Source organism: Acinetobacter calcoaceticus ANC 3811, from assembly GCF_000399665.1.
Classification (GTDB): domain Bacteria; phylum Pseudomonadota; class Gammaproteobacteria; order Pseudomonadales; family Moraxellaceae; genus Acinetobacter; species Acinetobacter calcoaceticus_B.
Map to the genome: position 1 here is coordinate 1,042,350 of NZ_KB976986.1, position 16,799 is coordinate 1,059,148.

15 protein-coding genes are annotated in these 16,799 nt (G+C 36.0%); 6 read left to right on the forward strand and 9 right to left on the reverse strand.

Annotation, left to right across the window (positions count from 1 at the left end; translation table 11 throughout):
* The first annotated feature begins 74 nt into the window (after positions 1 to 74).
* The 4 genes from F935_RS06155 (at position 75) to F935_RS06170 (ending at position 5,514) form a co-directional block, all read left to right on the forward strand.
* Entirely contained in the window at positions 75 to 809 is a 735-nt protein-coding gene (locus F935_RS06155; protein ID WP_035366475.1) for a fimbrial biogenesis chaperone, read from the forward strand.
* 58 nt (positions 810 to 867) lie between these two features.
* Entirely contained in the window at positions 868 to 3,426 is a 2,559-nt protein-coding gene (locus F935_RS06160) for a fimbria/pilus outer membrane usher protein (protein ID WP_016138120.1), read from the forward strand.
* Positions 3,423 to 4,433, forward strand: coding sequence for a fimbrial protein (locus F935_RS06165; protein ID WP_016138121.1), 1,011 nt, complete (start codon positions 3,423 to 3,425; stop codon positions 4,431 to 4,433). The genes F935_RS06160 and F935_RS06165 overlap by 4 nt, the downstream gene beginning before the upstream one ends.
* Positions 4,434 to 4,545: 112 nt before the next feature.
* Complete coding sequence (locus tag F935_RS06170; RefSeq protein ID WP_016138122.1) at positions 4,546 to 5,514, forward strand: DUF4882 family protein; 969 nt, start codon at positions 4,546 to 4,548, stop codon at positions 5,512 to 5,514.
* Between the two features lie 53 nt (positions 5,515 to 5,567).
* Here F935_RS06170 and F935_RS06175 read toward each other — a convergent pair whose 3' ends face one another.
* Entirely contained in the window at positions 5,568 to 6,677 is a 1,110-nt protein-coding gene (locus F935_RS06175; RefSeq protein ID WP_016138123.1) for an S-(hydroxymethyl)glutathione dehydrogenase/class III alcohol dehydrogenase, read from the reverse strand.
* Positions 6,678 to 6,906: 229 nt separating this feature from the next.
* A complete protein-coding gene (locus F935_RS06180; RefSeq protein ID WP_016138124.1) occupies positions 6,907 to 8,778 on the reverse strand; it encodes a non-contractile tail sheath protein in 1,872 nt (623 codons plus the stop codon).
* A gap of 183 nt (positions 8,779 to 8,961) precedes the next feature.
* Between F935_RS06180 and F935_RS06185 the strand changes: the two genes are divergently transcribed.
* Positions 8,962 to 10,119: a catalase family protein gene (locus tag F935_RS06185; protein WP_016138125.1), complete on the forward strand. Its 1,158-nt coding sequence runs from the start codon at positions 8,962 to 8,964 to the stop codon at positions 10,117 to 10,119.
* A 41-nt stretch (positions 10,120 to 10,160) separates the two neighbouring features.
* Here F935_RS06185 and F935_RS06190 read toward each other — a convergent pair whose 3' ends face one another.
* The 3 genes from F935_RS06190 to F935_RS06200 all read right to left on the reverse strand — a co-directional run bounded on the left by F935_RS06190 (position 10,161) and on the right by F935_RS06200 (position 11,917).
* Positions 10,161 to 10,469, reverse strand: a complete 309-nt coding sequence (locus tag F935_RS06190) for a hypothetical protein (RefSeq protein WP_016138126.1) — start codon at positions 10,467 to 10,469, stop codon at positions 10,161 to 10,163.
* Positions 10,470 to 10,834: 365 nt separating this feature from the next.
* The gene (locus tag F935_RS06195; RefSeq protein WP_016138127.1) at positions 10,835 to 11,290 is read right to left on the reverse strand and encodes a hypothetical protein; all 456 of its coding nucleotides are present in this window, start codon (positions 11,288 to 11,290) and stop codon (positions 10,835 to 10,837) included.
* Positions 11,291 to 11,482: 192 nt separating this feature from the next.
* Positions 11,483 to 11,917, reverse strand: coding sequence for a GFA family protein (locus tag F935_RS06200; RefSeq protein WP_080645547.1), 435 nt, complete (start codon positions 11,915 to 11,917; stop codon positions 11,483 to 11,485).
* Positions 11,918 to 12,140: 223 nt separating this feature from the next.
* On the opposite strand from F935_RS06200, the gene F935_RS06205 reads away from it, so the two are divergent.
* Complete coding sequence (locus F935_RS06205; protein WP_016138129.1) at positions 12,141 to 13,706, forward strand: phospholipase D family protein; 1,566 nt, start codon at positions 12,141 to 12,143, stop codon at positions 13,704 to 13,706.
* 16 nt (positions 13,707 to 13,722) lie between these two features.
* On the opposite strand, the gene F935_RS06210 is transcribed toward F935_RS06205, so the two are convergent.
* From F935_RS06210 to F935_RS06220, 4 genes are all read right to left on the reverse strand, one after another.
* Positions 13,723 to 14,310, reverse strand: a complete 588-nt coding sequence (locus F935_RS06210) for a uracil-DNA glycosylase family protein (RefSeq protein ID WP_016138130.1) — start codon at positions 14,308 to 14,310, stop codon at positions 13,723 to 13,725.
* Between the two features lie 200 nt (positions 14,311 to 14,510).
* Positions 14,511 to 14,747 (reverse strand): hypothetical protein, encoded by a 237-nt coding sequence (locus F935_RS06215; RefSeq protein ID WP_004792401.1) that lies wholly within the window; start codon positions 14,745 to 14,747, stop codon positions 14,511 to 14,513.
* A 235-nt stretch (positions 14,748 to 14,982) separates the two neighbouring features.
* Positions 14,983 to 15,159 (reverse strand): hypothetical protein, encoded by a 177-nt coding sequence (locus F935_RS18280; RefSeq protein WP_016138131.1) that lies wholly within the window; start codon positions 15,157 to 15,159, stop codon positions 14,983 to 14,985.
* A 577-nt stretch (positions 15,160 to 15,736) separates the two neighbouring features.
* A complete protein-coding gene (locus F935_RS06220) occupies positions 15,737 to 16,789 on the reverse strand; it encodes a dipeptidase (RefSeq protein WP_016138132.1) in 1,053 nt (350 codons plus the stop codon).
* Positions 16,790 to 16,799 lie beyond the last annotated feature (10 nt).

The window sequence follows — 16,799 nt, forward strand, 5'->3', positions numbered from 1 at the left end:
AGGGTTTCTATGTAAACATAGGAGCCCTCTTTTTGTGGCGCTTTCCCGAATCTTTCTTGGTTGAGAATTCTGAAATGAAATTGAACAGTTATAATTTTTTGTTAGGTTTGGCATTTGCTTCAGCAGTTGTTGCACCTGCTACTCAAGCAGAAATTGTAATTCATGGCACTCGTGTGATTTATCCCTCGGATGCTCGCGAAGTTACACTACAGGTTAGTAATAACGGTTCAAAACCAGCACTCGTCCAAGCATGGCTTGATGAAGGCGACACAAAAAGTACTCCGGATCAGTCTAAAGTACCTTTTATGATTGCTCCTCCTATTTCTCGTGTTGAAGCTACAAAAAGTCAGACCCTTCGTATTACTGCTTTACCAACTGCTTCTCAGCTAAATCAAAAGCAAGAAACAGTTTTGTGGTTAAATGTTTTGGATATTCCTCCACGACCAACTTCAAAAACTGAAAATACGACGCCTGATAACTTTCTGCAATTAGCAATTCGCTCACGTATTAAATTCTTCTATCGTCCAGCTTCGATTAAAGAGGACGTGAATTTAGCAGCTGATAAGCTTCAATGGGTTAAATCTGGTCAAAATTTAACGGTAAAAAATCCAACTCCTTTTCATATCACGATGACCTCTGTTTACCAAAAGGCAGGTGATAAAAAAGTTGATTTATTACCTCAAGGGTTAATGATTAAACCTTTTTCTGAAGAGTCTGTTCAGCTTAAGAACGGCAATCTTCAAGATATGAGTTTTATGAATGTCAATGACTATGGTGGTCGAGTCGAACACCAAATAAAACTTCAGTAATCAGATTTATCTTTTTAATAAATTTAAGCACCTATTATGTGAGTAGGCGGACTTAGCTATGCCAAAAAAAAGGCAAGAATCTTATAAATTATTAAAACGCCATATTTGTTACTACTTGGCTTCTGGTGTTGTCACAATGACAATGCCTGTATTCGTGCACGCTGAAGAAGCCGCCGCGAGTGCTCCTGTAGAAGCTGAATTTGATTCTGCTTTTTTAATTGGTGATGCTCAAAAAGTTGATATTTCTCGTTTTAAATACGGTAACCCTGTTTTACCAGGTGAATATAATGTTGACGTTTATGTAAACGGCCAATGGTTTGGCAAACGTCGTATGTTTTTTAAAGCATTAGAATCAAATAAAAATGCTGTAACCTGCTTTACGGGAAATACACTTGCTGAATATGGTGTAAAACAAGAGATTTTAGCGCAGCATGCTCCTCTTCAAAAAGAAAATAGTAGTTGTTATAAAATTGAAGAGTGGGTTGAAAATGCATTTTATGAGTTCGATAACTCTCGTTTACGTGTAGATATCTCGATTCCACAAGTTGCTTTGCAAAAAAATGCGCAAGGCTATGTTGACCCAAGTCTATGGGATCGCGGGATTAATGCTGCTTTTCTATCGTATAACGGTAGTGCATACAAAACATTTACTCAGTCAAATGATCAAAGCGAAACAACAAACGCATTTATGGGCGTGACTGCTGGACTAAATTTAGGTGGTTGGCAATTACGTCATAATGGTCAATGGCAATGGCAAGATACTCCTGCTGAAAATCAATCTAAATCAAGTTACGAAGAAACAAGTACTTACTTGCAACGTGCATTCCCGAAATATCGTGGTGTTTTAACACTTGGGGATAGCTTTACAAACGGCGAAGTATTTGACTCTTATGGCTATCGTGGTATTGACTTCTCAAGCGATGATCGAATGCTGCCGAATAGTATGCTTGGTTATGCTCCGCGTATTCGTGGTAATGCTAAAACCAATGCGAAAATTGAAGTTCGTCAACAAGGCCAACTTATCTATCAAACCACTGTAGCGCCAGGTAACTTTGAAATTAATGACCTTTACCCTACTGGTTTTGGTGGTGAAATTGAAGTTACTGTTATTGAAGCGAATGGTGAAATACAGAAATTTGCTGTGCCTTATGCATCTGTTGTGCAGATGTTACGCCCTGGTATGAATCGTTATTCTTTAACTGTAGGTCAGTTCCGTGATCCAGACATTGATCTTGATCCTTGGATTGTTCAAGGTAAATACCAACAAGGTATTAACAACTACCTAACAGGCTATACAGGCATACAAGCAACGGAAAATTATGCCGCTGTATTGTTGGGTGCTGCTTTTGCTACACCAATTGGTGCGATTGCATTTGACGTTACACATTCTGAAGCTGAATTTGAAAAACAGTCATCACAGTCAGGTCAGAGTTTCCGTTTAAGTTATAGTAAGTTAATTACTCCAACCAACACAAACTTAACACTAGCAGCTTATCGTTACTCAACAGAGAATTTCTACAAATTACGTGATGCTCTACTGATCCGTGACTTTGAAGAAAAAGGCATTAATACCTACTCTGCTGGTCGCCAACGTAGTGAATTCCAAATTACCTTAAACCAAGGGTTACCTGAAGGTTGGGGTAACTTCTACGTAGTGGGTTCGTGGGTTGACTATTGGAACCGTAGCGAAAGTACTAAACAATATCAGCTTGGCTATAGTAATAATTTCCATGGCTTAACTTATGGTGTATCGGCCATTAACCGTAAAGTTGAGTATGGCTCAACGAATCAAACACACGATACTGAATATTTAATGACATTATCGTTCCCGATTGATTTCAAAAAGAATTCAGTTAACGTCAACGTTACTGCTTCTGAAGACAGCCGTACTGTTGGTGCAAGTGGAATGGTTGGAGATCGCTTTAGTTACGGCGCTTCAATGTCGCATCAGGATTATGCGAATCCATCATTTAACGTAAATGGTCGTTATCGTACTAACTATACAACTGTTGGTGGTTCTTATAGTGTGGCTGATTCTTACCAACAAGCAATGGTTAGCTTAACTGGTAGTGTGGTTGCACACTCAGAAGGTATTTTATTTGGACCTGAACAAGGCCAAACGATGGTACTTGTGCATGCGCCAGAAGCTGCCGGTGCAAAAGTTAATAATGCCGTTGGTTTAAGCGTGAATAAAGCGGGTTATGCCGTAGTACCTTATGTTACTCCGTACCGTCTTAATGACATTACTCTTGACCCACAAGAAATGTCGAGCGAAGTAGAACTTGAAGAAACAAGTCAACGAATTGCACCTTTTGCTGGCGCAATTGCTAAAGTAGATTTTGCAACTAAAACTGGTTATGCGGTTTATATTAATAGTAAAACTGTAGATGGCAACAGCTTACCGTTTGCAGCTCAAGTCTTTAATCAGAAAGATGAAGCTGTTGGTATTGTTGCACAAGGTAGTATGATTTACTTACGTACTCCACTTGCTCAAGATCGTCTCTATGTGAAATGGGGTGATGAAAGCAATGAACGTTGTTCTGTTGAGTACAACATTAGTAATCAGTTGCAAAATAAGCAACAAAGCATGGTAATGACTGAGGCTGTCTGCAAATGAAAAGAATATTATTAACAGGTTTCTTATTTACGGCTGGCCTTGGTGTATATGGTGAAGCTAATGCTGCATGTCGTATCTATGATTATCAAGCGAATGATGTCCTTATGTCTGTAGGGCGTGTTGTTGTGCGCCCTAGTGATCAAGTCGGTGCAGTTTTAAGAAAAGCGACTTTTCCTATTAACCGTACTAACACTGAAGCACGCCTTTGCGATAATTACGATACAGTAATTGCTGAATTAACCCAAGCTTACCCTTTAAGTTCTTTAGGCAATAGCATCTATACCACGAACATTCCCGGCATTGGTATTCGCCTCTATCGTGAAGCAGACAATAATACGAATTTCTCGGGTTATTATCCTTATGTACGTGGTGGAATATCTGGTACTCGTTATTTAGGATCTGGTTATTTTGTGGTGGAAATTATTAAAATTGCCCCACAAACTGGCTCTGGAACGTTAGTACCAGGTAGATATAGTAGCTATTATGTCCGCGGTTTTCCAAATCAACCTTTCTTAACAAGTACTGTCAATGCTAATGCGATTACGATTGCATCATCTTCATGTGAAATCCAAGGTAATATTAATAAAGTTGTACAACTTCCAACTGTTACAAAGGCTGGCTTCAAAGGTGTTGGTTCTACTCAAGGTGAACAAACCTTTGATATGAATATCCTATGTAATGGTGGTGTCAACCCTACTGGCTACGAAGAGAAAAACCTTATTAGTTTAACTTACGACTTTACACAAGACGGCACAAACAATCAGGTTTTAACAAATACAGCTGCTGCTTCTGAAAAAGCTAATGGTGTGGGCGTACAATTACTCTGGAATTACCAAAATAAAAATCAAGTCATTAAAAAAGGTGACAAATTAGCCTTAGGTACATTGTCTTCTAACCAGACACTTCAATATAACGTACCGATGACTGCTCGCTACTATCAAACAGCAGCAAAAGTGACTGCTGGTAAAGTACGTGCAATGGCTACTGTAACTATTGAATATGATTAATCATATTCAATAGTTTATAAAACTAATAATTTCAAATAGTTAAAAATTAATAATAAGTTTTACTTTATCGCTACTTTCTAAAAATTTAATACTTAACCCGATAGGAATATTTATGAAAAAAATAGGTTTAGTGGCTGTTAGTGCAATTACATTATGTTGGGCAATGTATGAAGTATCTTCTGATAATACGAGTATCAGACCGCGTGATGAATCTAGCCAAAAAGTAGCATCTAAAAACTTTTCATCAACTTCAAAGAATGAGAAATTAGCACCTCAAATGCTCTTGGCCCACACTAACTCCCTTAATTCTTCTGCCCCAGTCTGCAAATATAATTTTGACTCGACTCAAGAAGATTATGAACTTTGGAATAAAGAATACCCTGATTTTCCTAAAAAAATATTCCCATCGATAAATGGTCAAAAATTTAGTTTTACAGTGGAACCTAGGCTAGAAAGTGAGTATGGCTACGTAGATTATGTAGCTAAAAGTAAAGCTAGTGTTAATTCGACTAATGAAATTGGTGATTTAACGATACCTCACACAGGTATTATCGCATTAGAAATGGAGCTTAAAGTGCCAACATCAGCTCTTGGCAACTCATCATTTGGTAACTCTTCTTATATTTCTAATATTGGTTTTATAGGTGTAACAAATAATGGTTACACAGTTAGATCCAACTATTGGTTTGATATGGGGACTTATGATCCAGATTTTGGTGAGAATCCCCCTAGATTAAGCTATTCTGTAGATTACCGACTTAGTGATAATAGCGGACCTGATAATCCCTACTTCAAAAGTCAGAATATGACAAATAATATAAAGGAATATCAACGTTTAGGTATCTATATTAACCAGAATACTGGGCAGGTCGGTTTCATTTTTAATGGGGTTGATCAAGGTTATAAAACTACATTACCTGCTCCACTTGAAAATATAAGTTTTTCTGTTTTAAGTGGTATATCAATTTATTCTCAACAATTATTTGGGAAAGATTTTTCTAATGAACTCATTACTGACCGTAATGCGCTACAATTTAGCTATCCTCAGGGTACAACTGACATGTGCGGCAATGCCATTTAAGATATAAAACTATAAGTCGTAAAAAGGGCTGAATCACAGCCCTTTTTCTTTTTTTAGAAATGAATGACGGTACGAATTGATTTACCTTCATGCATTAAATCAAAAGCAGTGTTAATGTCTTGTAGTGGCATGGTATGCGTTACAAATGGTTCAAGTTGAATCTCACCTTTCATAGCATCTTCGACCATTTTTGGAAGTTGTGAGCGGCCTTTTACCCCACCAAAAGCGGTACCTAACCATTTACGGCCTGTAACTAGCTGGAATGGACGAGTCGAAATTTCTTGACCTGCACCAGCAACACCAATAATAACGGATTGTCCCCAACCACGATGTGCACATTCTAGAGCCGAGCGCATAACATTGACGTTACCAATACATTCAAATGAGTGATCTACGCCCCAGCCTGTCATTTCTACAATGACTTGTTGAATTGGTTTATCGTAATCTTTAGGGTTTAAGAAATCTGTAGCACCAAATTGCTTAGCAAGTTCAAATTTATCTGGGTTTGTGTCTACCACAATAATTTGTCCAGCCTTTGCTTGACGTGCACCTTGTACAACAGCCAAACCAATACCACCTAAGCCAAATACAGCAACAGAATCACCTTCTTGTACTTTAGCCGTGTTATGCACGGCGCCAATACCCGTAGTCACACCACATCCAAGTAAACATACTTGTTCATGATTCGCTTCAGGATTGATTTTTGCTAAAGATACTTCTGCAACTACCGTATATTCACTAAAAGTTGAACAACCCATGTAATGGTAAATTGGTTCACCATTATAAGAAAAACGTGTGGTTCCATCCGGCATTACACCTTTACCTTGAGTAGCGCGTACTGCAACACACAAGTTGGTTTTCCCAGATTTACAGAATAAGCATTCTTTACATTCAGCTGTATAAAGTGGAATCACATGATCCCCTGGCCGAACGCTTGTTACGCCCTCACCCACTTCAACTACCACACCTGCTCCTTCATGACCTAAAATTGCAGGGAAAACACCTTCTGGATCATCACCAGATAATGTAAAAGCATCGGTATGACATACCCCTGTATGGGTAATTTTTATTAAAACTTCACCTGCTTGAGGTGGTGCAACATCAACTTCAACAATTTCTAAAGGTTTTCCTGGAGCAAAGGCGACAGCTGCACGAGATTTCATCTTTGGGTTTCCTTTAAATCATTCGGTATTTATAGTCGAGCAAAATAGATTATGTAACAGTAATACAAGGGCTTAATTTTGCTTAAATTAAAATTGGCTTTCATGACAATCCATCACAGCATAGCCAGTCAGGTACGTCTAAGCAAGCTTCAGTTTCAAAAAGAAGAAAACCTCTTACTTGAAGAGGTTTCTTATCAAATCACTTATCTTATAAAGGGTTTATATTTACTTATAGGTAAATATCTGGTGGATATGGTGTGTTATCGCTAATTGGCGAATAAAGCGTATTTTCAACAAAGAAGCCATTTGGAGCTTGAGTCGTATCGATCGTAATTGAATCAAACATAACTTGTGGATAGGCCCAAATAAATTGCTTCATTAAACCCAAAGAAACATTGTTTTTCATGTCACCAAAAATTCGTTGCCAAATGGGTGTTCGATAAGGTTTGGTCTTATCAAATCCATAAATGTAAGCAATAGATGCATCAGGGACGAAACCTGATAGGTAAACGACTTTATTTGCAGGATAGCCTAGCCCTTGTATTGGTATTTGGGAAACTGCCTGATGTGCCAAGTCTAAACGAGCTTCCAATAGCCAGTCATAAGCTTCTGTCATCATGTAATCAAAATTAGGATATGAGTAATGTTGGCTTGGATAGTTAATATAAGTGGCTAAAGTCTGAATTGGAGATTGAATAGAAGGAAAGAAAATAAGTGGGCTAACTTTGGCAGTGGAGTATTTTGCTTTGATAACAGTGCGAATATCTTGGCAGGTTTGACCTAATTTATTTCGGAGCCATGTTTTAAACTCATCATACGGCGTTCCTGTTTTATTCATTGCTTCATAAATTGTACCCAAATCTGGTGCATATAGACCTGTATCTGCATTAAAGGCTAGTTTTGTTGGATAGTCATATACACAAGGTAGATTCGTATCGGTGTTATACCACCACCAAGGTTCACCAATCTGCATGTTTACATCACATCCTCCAACAACCATTGCATCTGCAAACTCAATAAAGACTTTATGTAGATATGCCAAAGCATTTTGATGACTTAAACTAAAAAAATAACTCGGTGGTTGGTAGCCTGTTTTACCCAAATTACTGTTCCAGTCACGCTGTGCCCAAAACTCGTTGGCTCCTAAGGAATACATTTCAAAACTTACCCCAAAGATGGGTTGCAGACTGGCGCTATGTAAAGCCTGAGCATATTTCTCATGCCATTTACGCGTACATGAGTTAACGACCGATTCACCTGTTACTAACGTATCTGGTATTTGCCATTTATTAATATCACTTTTCCATGTCATTTCAGGATAATGCGACATGCCACAATAGTGATTAACCAAACCTTGATATCCCAAAGCGACCATATTATTGACTAAGCGCTGGGGGTTTAAATCATAGTGGTCATCATAGCTTGTACAGATGCCATAGCTATGCTGAGGTACAACCACACGGCTCAAATTTAACTTTGCATTTGCGCCAGTTACAACTGAATTGGTCAGACGAATGTAGCCATCTTCGGGCTGGCTTAAAGGTAGGGCTGATTGGCTATTATAATGGCTCGTGAAACCGGAAAATGAAATCCGTTGAATGTTAGTCACCGGAAAGCTATCTGTAGCAGAAAAGCCAGCTTTTACTGTATCCCAGTTAATATGAATATGTGCTGTACGAGATGAAGGATTATTTGCGTATCTAAATAAGACAACATATGCAACTTTATCTACACCATTTTCATTATAGTACACCGTTAAAGTGGGCGTTAAAGTTGGATTGTTAAGCACTGGCATCGTGGCAGATAACTCAATATCGAAGTCCCAAACCACTCCTGCATAGCTATATTTGGTTTGATACGCTAAAAATTTATGGTCTTTAGTATCATTAGAATCCCAACTAATTCCTACCAGATCATTTGCCATCCGTGCTCTAAAAGATGCTTCAAAACCATTTCCATAATTCGTAATAGCAAAAGACATCGTTTGTGGGCCGTCTATTCTCCAATAGATAGGACTAAACCGATCAATAAGTGTATTTTGAGTGATTGGATGTGGTGATGTATTAGAATTATTTTGTACATTTTGTGAGTTAGTTATCATGTCGTCATTCTCTTAATGTATTAAGAGGTTTTATATTAAATAATAATTTTTATTTTATTGTTCAGATAAGTAACAATGAGGTTTAAATTATTTACAGTTAATATTTTTTATAAAGCTCAAAATAAAGTTAAACAAGTAAACTTAATATTATCCTAAAATATTTGTGCACTCAGGAGATAATAAATGTCAAATTTTATACAGCCTATACATTTTAGGGTGTTGTTTGTATTTACTCCTCTTGTGTTTGCAATCACAGGTTGTAGTGAAACTTTACATTCCCAAAGAACCATACCAATAAAGACATCTTCAGAAAGTATCGCCTATCCAGAAGCTGATACAGTTTTAGGGGAAAATTTACAGCCTAATGAGGAAGCGTTAGCGCAGAACATAGCTCAAGTCATTGAAAAGTCAATTCGTGAAAACTATACGGCGGGAAATGCTTTACGTGATGCACATCCTAAAGCACATGGGTGTGTGCGAGCCGAGTTTCATGTCTCAAAAAATATACCTGCTCAATTTGCTAAAGGCGTTTTTGTCCCTGACCAAACTTATCAAGCATGGATTCGTTTTTCAAATGCCTCAAATGATGCCACTAGTGCCGACATTGACAAAGATGCACGAGGAATCGCCATAAAATTTTTAGGTGTATCTGGAGATAAAATTTTAGAAAGTGAAAAACAAGCAACTACTCAAGATTTTATTATGATTAATCACCCTGTCTTTTTTGCCAATGATGCAAAAAGATATCTTTCTTTTATGAATGATGTGAATAGCCACAATATGATCAGAAAACTTCATATTCCTTTTGCCTTAGGTTTTAAGGGAACCATGAATGCACTGGGAGCACGTAACTCACAAATTGCAAACCCACTCTATGCACGTTACTGGTCTATGGTTCCGTATCAATTAGGACTGGGCAAAGATCGGCAAGCAGTTAAATATTCAGTACGTGCTTGTTCGGTAACATCAAATAATCTACCTAAAAACCCGAGTCATGATTTTTTAAGAGAAGCTTTAAAAAATACTTTGCAAAATAATGACGCCTGTATGGAGTTCCTTATTCAGCCGAGAACTTCAAGTAAAATGCTAGTAGAAGATGCGATGACAGAATGGGATGAAAAAGCAGCTCCCTTTTATCAAGTAGCAACTATTCACATTCCAAAGCAAAACTTTGATAGACCTGAACAAAACCAGTTCTGTGAAAACCTTTCTTTTACGCCGTGGCATGCTTTACTTGAACATAAGCCATTAGGTGCAGTAAACAGAATGCGTAAGGTCATTTATGAAAATATAAGCAGAGTTCGACATGATATGAATTCAGCCCCTAGACAAGAACCTTAAATACGTTATTAAGTGATCGTGTCTTACTAGGAGCAACTTTCTTATTTGACGACTTGTTTGCTAGTATCTATGGTGATTCGATCAATGAAATCTGCTAACCACAAAATAAAGTCATCTTCATTTTTGTGTTTGGGAATCAAACTCATATCTACTTTAATGGGTAATTCACTTTGCACGCTAACAACGGCACCATTGAAGTTCACAAAGTTATATAAAAATTTCAATTCTGTGCCAGAAATGGCTTTTTCAATTTCTATAATTAGACTATTTAAGTCTTTAAAGTAATTATTTGAATGTTTGTTTTTAATGTTTTTATTAATTTTTTCGGCTAATAATAAGTATTTTGGCATTTTTATCTCCTTATTAGTTATTTATTAAATAGAAGTATAAAGCTGAAGTTATAAAAATAAAATTATAATTTTTATTAAATTGTTGCTATTTCTTAGATTTTAATTGACAAGTTGTTTTCCAACAATCAACCATTTTTTTAGAATGTGATTTGGTTTGATTTATATTCTGATTAAATTGCTAGGTATTTTAATGACAGCTAAAAGTTATATTTAAGAATTTTTATATTTCTAAAATATTAAATACTTTAAAAATCACCATTAAATCACCATTAAATCACCATTAAAAAACCGCCCCAGAAGGCGGTTGCTGAATTTACAGCGACATATAGAAGTGTAGTGGACGATCACTTCTATATTTTTTGAACTTATTTTTCTTCTTTTATAATTTTAGTAAAGGCATCTGATTTGAAATAATTAATAATCATCTCCCCATCATCACTTGTCGATGATGACACTTTAGTAGGTTCGTCATAGTTAAACTTAAAGTCAGGGGGAATAAATTTTGAGATCGGTGGAAGCTTGGCCTCTCCTCCTGTTGTAATTCTTTCAATAAAGCCCGCGAGCCAAAGTATATATTCATCTTTATTTTTATGGTTGGGCATGAGGCTCATATCCAACTTAATTGCACACTCTTCTAATGGCTTGGTTAAGCACTCTTCAAAATCTATAAAATTATATTTAAGTTTAAACTTGGTTCCTTTAATTTCTTTGCGGATTACGCCAACCAACTGATTTAAGTTCTCTGCTGAGCTTTCTGAAAATAAATTTTTGTCCTCAATCTTTTTATACACATTCTCAGCAATGATTAAATATTGTGGCATTTTATTTTCTCCCTTTTATTGTCAGGTTACTCACTCAGTCCTTTAAGGAAGTATGATAGATATCATGTTTTCTAATGTAATTATTGTGCTGCCAATTGTAATTAGTGTTTTTTTGTGAAACCTGTAAGCATAACCATCCGAAAAAATTAAAATTAATGCAAACTGAGTCTCGTTTTTAGATAAAAATTTATTCTAATCAAAAAATATTTTTAGCTCATCTAAAGTTGGAAGCTGATTATAAGATTGATCTGCAATTATGGTATTTGCCCAGTTTGTCTTTGAAACTATACAAAAATTAAGCTTCTTTAGAACCTGAATGTCTTTGTCTAATAGACCTAATGGTATCCACATAAAATGAGTAGTTCCTACCAAATTAGGTACAGGCGATCCACATTTACTACAAAATGAAGATGTGAAACCTGTTTCTTTTTTATAAGTACGAACAAATTCTAAACCTGATAACCATTCAAATTTATCCTGACTCACTAAAGTTGCTGCATTGGCTCCTGTTCCGGTTTGTTTACGGCATAGACTACAGTGGCAATGGTAGATGGTATTTATTTCGCTAATGACAGAAAATTTAACTTCACTGCATAAGCAAGAACCTACATGGCTCATCTCGAGCATCCTTAGAAAATAATATTGAATATAGCACTAGCCTTAAAAAGGTTAAATTTAACTTTATATGCTTAAATGAATATGCTCTCTTAGAAGTGCCTATGAATATAAGAAATTGCTAAAGTTGAGGCTTGGCAGAATGCATTTATACCGTTTAATATGAATTTTGACATATAAATTGAATATAAAAATGCTGTGATGTGCTTATCTTGGATGCGACTTAAAAGCTTACATGATTAATCAACTCTATCAGCAGTACAGTAGTATGGCATTAAATGCCTGGGGCTTTACAAATACACCTTCGTATAACGATACATACGACCCTGATGAGAATGATACAGTGACAAATAGCTTTAATTGGTTAAATGATGAACAAGCTACAGAAAAAACTAAACAAGGATTAACTGCTTTTGTAGCATTAGATGATGCTTTTATCAGTATCGCTTCTCGTATGTATTTGATTAGAAATGCAAAAGAAAAAATCGATTTACAATATTATATTTGGACAAATGATTTTGTTGGAAACTTAATGCTGCACGAGTTATTAACGGCGGCAGATCGTGGGGTAAAAGTTCGGTTGCTCATTGACGATCAAAATGGAGTAAAACTTGATGGTGTTCTAAGAAGCCTTCTACACCATCCTAACTTTGAAATTCGTTTATTTAATCCATACAAATTTAGATATGTAAGAATTTTGGACTATATTTTCCGGTTCAAGAAAGTAAACCATCGTATGCATAATAAATTAATTATTGCAGATGGCGTGATTGCTGTAACTGGCGGTCGTAACATCAGTAGTGAATATTTTGATGCAAGCAGTAAGTTTCAGTTTACAGATCTAGATATCCTATTTTATGGGCATACAGTCCAGCATGCTCAAGAAGTTTTTAATGATTTCTGGCAAAGTGAGTTAAGCCAAGATGCGACCAATCTGGTCGGGACTTGCGCTGTCCACCACTTGCAATCTTTACGACAGCATTATCATGATTTGCTTCATGAAAGTGAAAATCATACTCAAACCGAAGATAAACTTTACGATGCTCAAACTTATTTAAAAGAACTTCTAGAGCATTATCCAATTCAATGGTCAAAAGCATATTTTGTTGCAGACTCACCGAAAAAGATATTAGGAATAGCCTCTAAAGAAGAGATGCTGTATGGGCAAGTTATGGCCATTATGGGTGAACCAAAGCAGCACATCGAATTGGCTTCAGCTTATTTTGTTCCTACCCAACAAGGCGCTTATTATTTAAAACAGTTAAAAGTGCAAGGCGTTAAAGTTAGGGTTTTAACGAACTCTTTTGCTGCAAATGATGTGGCTATTGTGCATGCTTTTTATAGTCAATATCGGGTTGAAATGCTGAAAAGTGGTGTAGAACTATTTGAGTTTAAGCCATTTTTAGAACGCAGACGTAGAACATGGTATGAAGTGGTAACTGGGAGTGTGATTCCAGCAAAAGGTAAAAATAAATCGAGCTTACATGCCAAATTTTTTGATGTAGACGGTAAAGTGTTTATTGGTTCTTTTAACTTTGATCCACGTTCAACTTACTTAAATACTGAGGTTGGTCTTGTTATTGAATCGAGTCAATTACAAGCACAAATTTCGGTCATGCTCGATCAGCATTTACCTCAAGTCGCTTACCAGCTTAAGTTAAACAGTGAAGGTAAAATTATTTGGTTAGATTATCAGTCAAATGGACAAGTTGTTGAATATGAAAAAGACCCAGATACGAGTCTTTTCCAACGTACAATGATTAAAGCCGTTTCATATTTGCCAGTTGAATGGATGATGTAAGAGACTTCAACTCTGATTATAAAATCCCAATCTCTTTAAAGAATTTTTGATAAGCCTCAGCTTTTTTCTCTAGCGCCAATGGATAAGCTCTAGAAGAAGATGGTAAGCGATATAAATGAATATCCCTTCCTGCAAAGTAAGTCGATGTAGATGTCCCTATAAGTGGTTTTTCAGTGTTCTCGGGTAAAACTGAAATTAAGGTGTCAGTTGCTTTATCACCAGTGGTCATGATGGTCTGACATAGAGGAATCTGCTGAAGCAAAACAGTGAGATCTGTTGGCGTTACGATTTCCAGAAATTTATCTGCGGCATTCCCCTTTAGCCGTTTAATTTGGTAAGCCGTGTCAAAGATTGCAATACCTGTTTCAATTAAGAAATTTCGGATACGTTCTTCATTAAAATTTTTTTGGTTCTCACTTAAAAAGTAAGTTTTATCTTGGAAAAAAATTAAACCAAAAATTCGCCACATGTCATTTTGAAAATTTGGATAGTAAAAATCCATCTTCCATTTATTACGCGGTGGTGGAAAGCTACCTAACATGAGTAAACGCGCATTTTCAGGTAAAAAGGGTTCTAGTGGATGTGTTTCTATCTCAATTATCATAAAAAATCAGTGTTTACTTAAAAACTTTATACATAAATTAACCTATTTTTTAGTTAATCACGAGTCATGAAATGCAATTCTCTTAATTAAAGCGTTAATGGAAGAAAACCAGCTCTGGGTAAAAGACATTGAGGCAATACCTCTGTAGGAATCACCTCAATCATTTATAACCTGTAAGTGAGCTAATGAACTCAAACTTATTAAGAGTTCAAAACTTTGAAGACCTTACCTGTTCTTGGGTGAGCAAAACTGTTATCTGGATCTAAATTAATGACTTTATCCGAAATCACAATTTTAGAAAGTGGTAACCAGCTTTGCTCTTGTTCAGCTTGGACAAAGTTTTTTTCATAAATATTTTCATAAATTTGTTCAACTACAATTTCCATACCACACATACTTTTGGCATTTACTTCTTTTAAAATATGGCGCTTTGACATTCTAGTCTCCTTTTTTATTATCCGCATCGCTAATAATAAAGATTCCACTGATACAATATGTAAATTTTAATAATGAAAGTGTTTTTTTTGTTTTAATCATACTTTTGTAATAATTAAATGAATAGTTGAGTAATTATTTAATTTAAATATTATCTTTAAGTTAATCTATTCAAAATAATAATGAGTTTTAATAAAAATTAAAGGGTTCATTATCTGAACCCTTTTTTATTTAATTTTAAACTTGTACAGCGTTATCAAGTGAGCCATCATCTTGATTTTGGGCTCTGTCTTTACTAGTCACTGAGTCACTATCGCTATCTGTGTTAAAACTCTTACTGTTCTTTTGCTTCTTCTTGTACACACACATTCCAATCGCAATACCTGTTCCTATCACTAAAATTGACTTTAACATTTTGCACCTCTTCGATTGACGGAGTTAACTTTTTAGAAATCAGCTTAAATTAATAGCACATAATTTGTTATTTAACGGCTTTCATTTGCTCCGCTTTTGTAAGGTATTTAATTTTTATGTTAATTGAATAGTGTAATAGTTAAAAAATAAATTTTGATACAAAGCAAAAAGCCTATTCCATATTTTGAATAGGCTTTTTACTGTATTTCAGGATTAAGCAGTATTATGAATTGCTTTTAAGCAATCTTATTATCTTTAATACACTACAAATGTATTTAATGCTGAAGTTTTAGTCAAGATGGAGTTGAGTGGTTATACCAATAATTAGTGATTCTTGTGACGGATATCACATTTATTTGTTTGAGATAAGAAAAAACCCATTTCTACTTCTCATGAAGAAATGGGTAATGTGAAAACCACAAAAGACCTGAAATACCAAATGTTATTACATTCAGTAAGGTTGAGTGTAGTGAATATACCGAATGGTTGACAATTAAACTATTTGTGTTTTTTTTAGTCATTTCGGCCAATAAAAAAACAGTTATGATTCTGTAGATTAACTCTGTTTAGTCATTCATTATTGACCAAAAATTCTATTAAGCACCCTCACCCAATTATTCATACATATATTTTCAATCAAGGTATGAGAGTAACCACGCTGTTGCATACGCTCAATTAAGCGATGTAGGCCCGTTACATCTTCAAGCTCAGTGCCAATGAGGGCGCCGTCAAAGTCGGAACCAAAACCGACATGTTCCTCGCCCAAATGATCCATTAAATATTCTAAATGTTCTAAAATTACATCGATGGGCGTATCTGCATTGCGTTGTCCATCAGATCGTATAAACGCGACATCGAAATTTACTCCCACCATACCTTTACTTTCCCGTATTGCTTTGAGCTGCGAGTCAGTTAAGTTGCGTGCTTGAGCACATAAAGCGTGCGCATTTGAGTGCGTTGCTACAATAGGCTGCTGCAATATATCTACTGTATTCCAAAAAGCTTGTTCATTCATGTGTGAAACATCAATTACCATCTTTTTATCGGCACAGCGTTTTATAAAGTTTTTGCCATCACTGGTAAGACCTGCTCCGGTGTCGGGTGAATGAGGAAACTTGGCATTTAAACCATGTCCAAAACGACTCGGTCTATTCCAGAGTGGGCCAATACTACGCAGGCCTCTTTCATAAAATACATCGAGTAAATCTGAGTTGTGTTGTAAAGCTTCAGCACCTTCCATATGCAACACAATTGCTAACTTTTGCTCTGCTCGGCAATCCTGAATATTTTGAACCGATGTGCAAATTTTAATATTTTTAGAATGCTGAGCGAGTTGATGTGCTAAATCGAGTTGTTCCAAGCAAATTTGTTCAATTTGCTGTTGGGTAAAATCAGAAGCATTTTGATCAAATAGCTTATTAGGATGATGCTGTTGCACATAGCTGTATGGAGGTAAAAAAATCGCAAACATTCCTCCCATAAAACCAGCTTCTTGACAGCGTTTTAGATCAAGATGACCAGCTAAGCGTTCATGAATAAAACCATGTACAGGATCTGGATGGTCACTTAGCCATAAGCGTGTTAAAGCATCATTATGCCCATCAAAGACTTGAATATGGCTAGGCTTCATGAGCATTCCT

Bases quoted from the DNA above. Each gene is read 5' to 3' on its own strand.
- F935_RS06155 (WP_035366475.1), top strand. From the start codon at position 75: ATGAAATTGAACAGTTATAATTTTTTGTTAGGTTTGGCATTTGCTTCA.
- F935_RS06160 (WP_016138120.1), top strand. From the start codon at position 868: ATGCCAAAAAAAAGGCAAGAATCTTATAAATTATTAAAACGCCATATT.
- F935_RS06165 (WP_016138121.1), top strand. From the start codon at position 3,423: ATGAAAAGAATATTATTAACAGGTTTCTTATTTACGGCTGGCCTTGGT.
- F935_RS06170 (WP_016138122.1), top strand. From the start codon at position 4,546: ATGAAAAAAATAGGTTTAGTGGCTGTTAGTGCAATTACATTATGTTGG.
- F935_RS06175 (WP_016138123.1), bottom strand. From the start codon at position 6,677: ATGAAATCTCGTGCAGCTGTCGCCTTTGCTCCAGGAAAACCTTTAGAA.
- F935_RS06180 (WP_016138124.1), bottom strand. From the start codon at position 8,778: ATGATAACTAACTCACAAAATGTACAAAATAATTCTAATACATCACCA.
- F935_RS06185 (WP_016138125.1), top strand. From the start codon at position 8,962: ATGTCAAATTTTATACAGCCTATACATTTTAGGGTGTTGTTTGTATTT.
- F935_RS06190 (WP_016138126.1), bottom strand. From the start codon at position 10,469: ATGCCAAAATACTTATTATTAGCCGAAAAAATTAATAAAAACATTAAA.
- F935_RS06195 (WP_016138127.1), bottom strand. From the start codon at position 11,290: ATGCCACAATATTTAATCATTGCTGAGAATGTGTATAAAAAGATTGAG.
- F935_RS06200 (WP_080645547.1), bottom strand. From the start codon at position 11,917: ATGCTCGAGATGAGCCATGTAGGTTCTTGCTTATGCAGTGAAGTTAAA.
- F935_RS06205 (WP_016138129.1), top strand. From the start codon at position 12,141: ATGATTAATCAACTCTATCAGCAGTACAGTAGTATGGCATTAAATGCC.
- F935_RS06210 (WP_016138130.1), bottom strand. From the start codon at position 14,310: ATGATAATTGAGATAGAAACACATCCACTAGAACCCTTTTTACCTGAA.
- F935_RS06215 (WP_004792401.1), bottom strand. From the start codon at position 14,747: ATGTCAAAGCGCCATATTTTAAAAGAAGTAAATGCCAAAAGTATGTGT.
- F935_RS18280 (WP_016138131.1), bottom strand. From the start codon at position 15,159: ATGTTAAAGTCAATTTTAGTGATAGGAACAGGTATTGCGATTGGAATG.
- F935_RS06220 (WP_016138132.1), bottom strand. From the start codon at position 16,789: ATGAAGCCTAGCCATATTCAAGTCTTTGATGGGCATAATGATGCTTTA.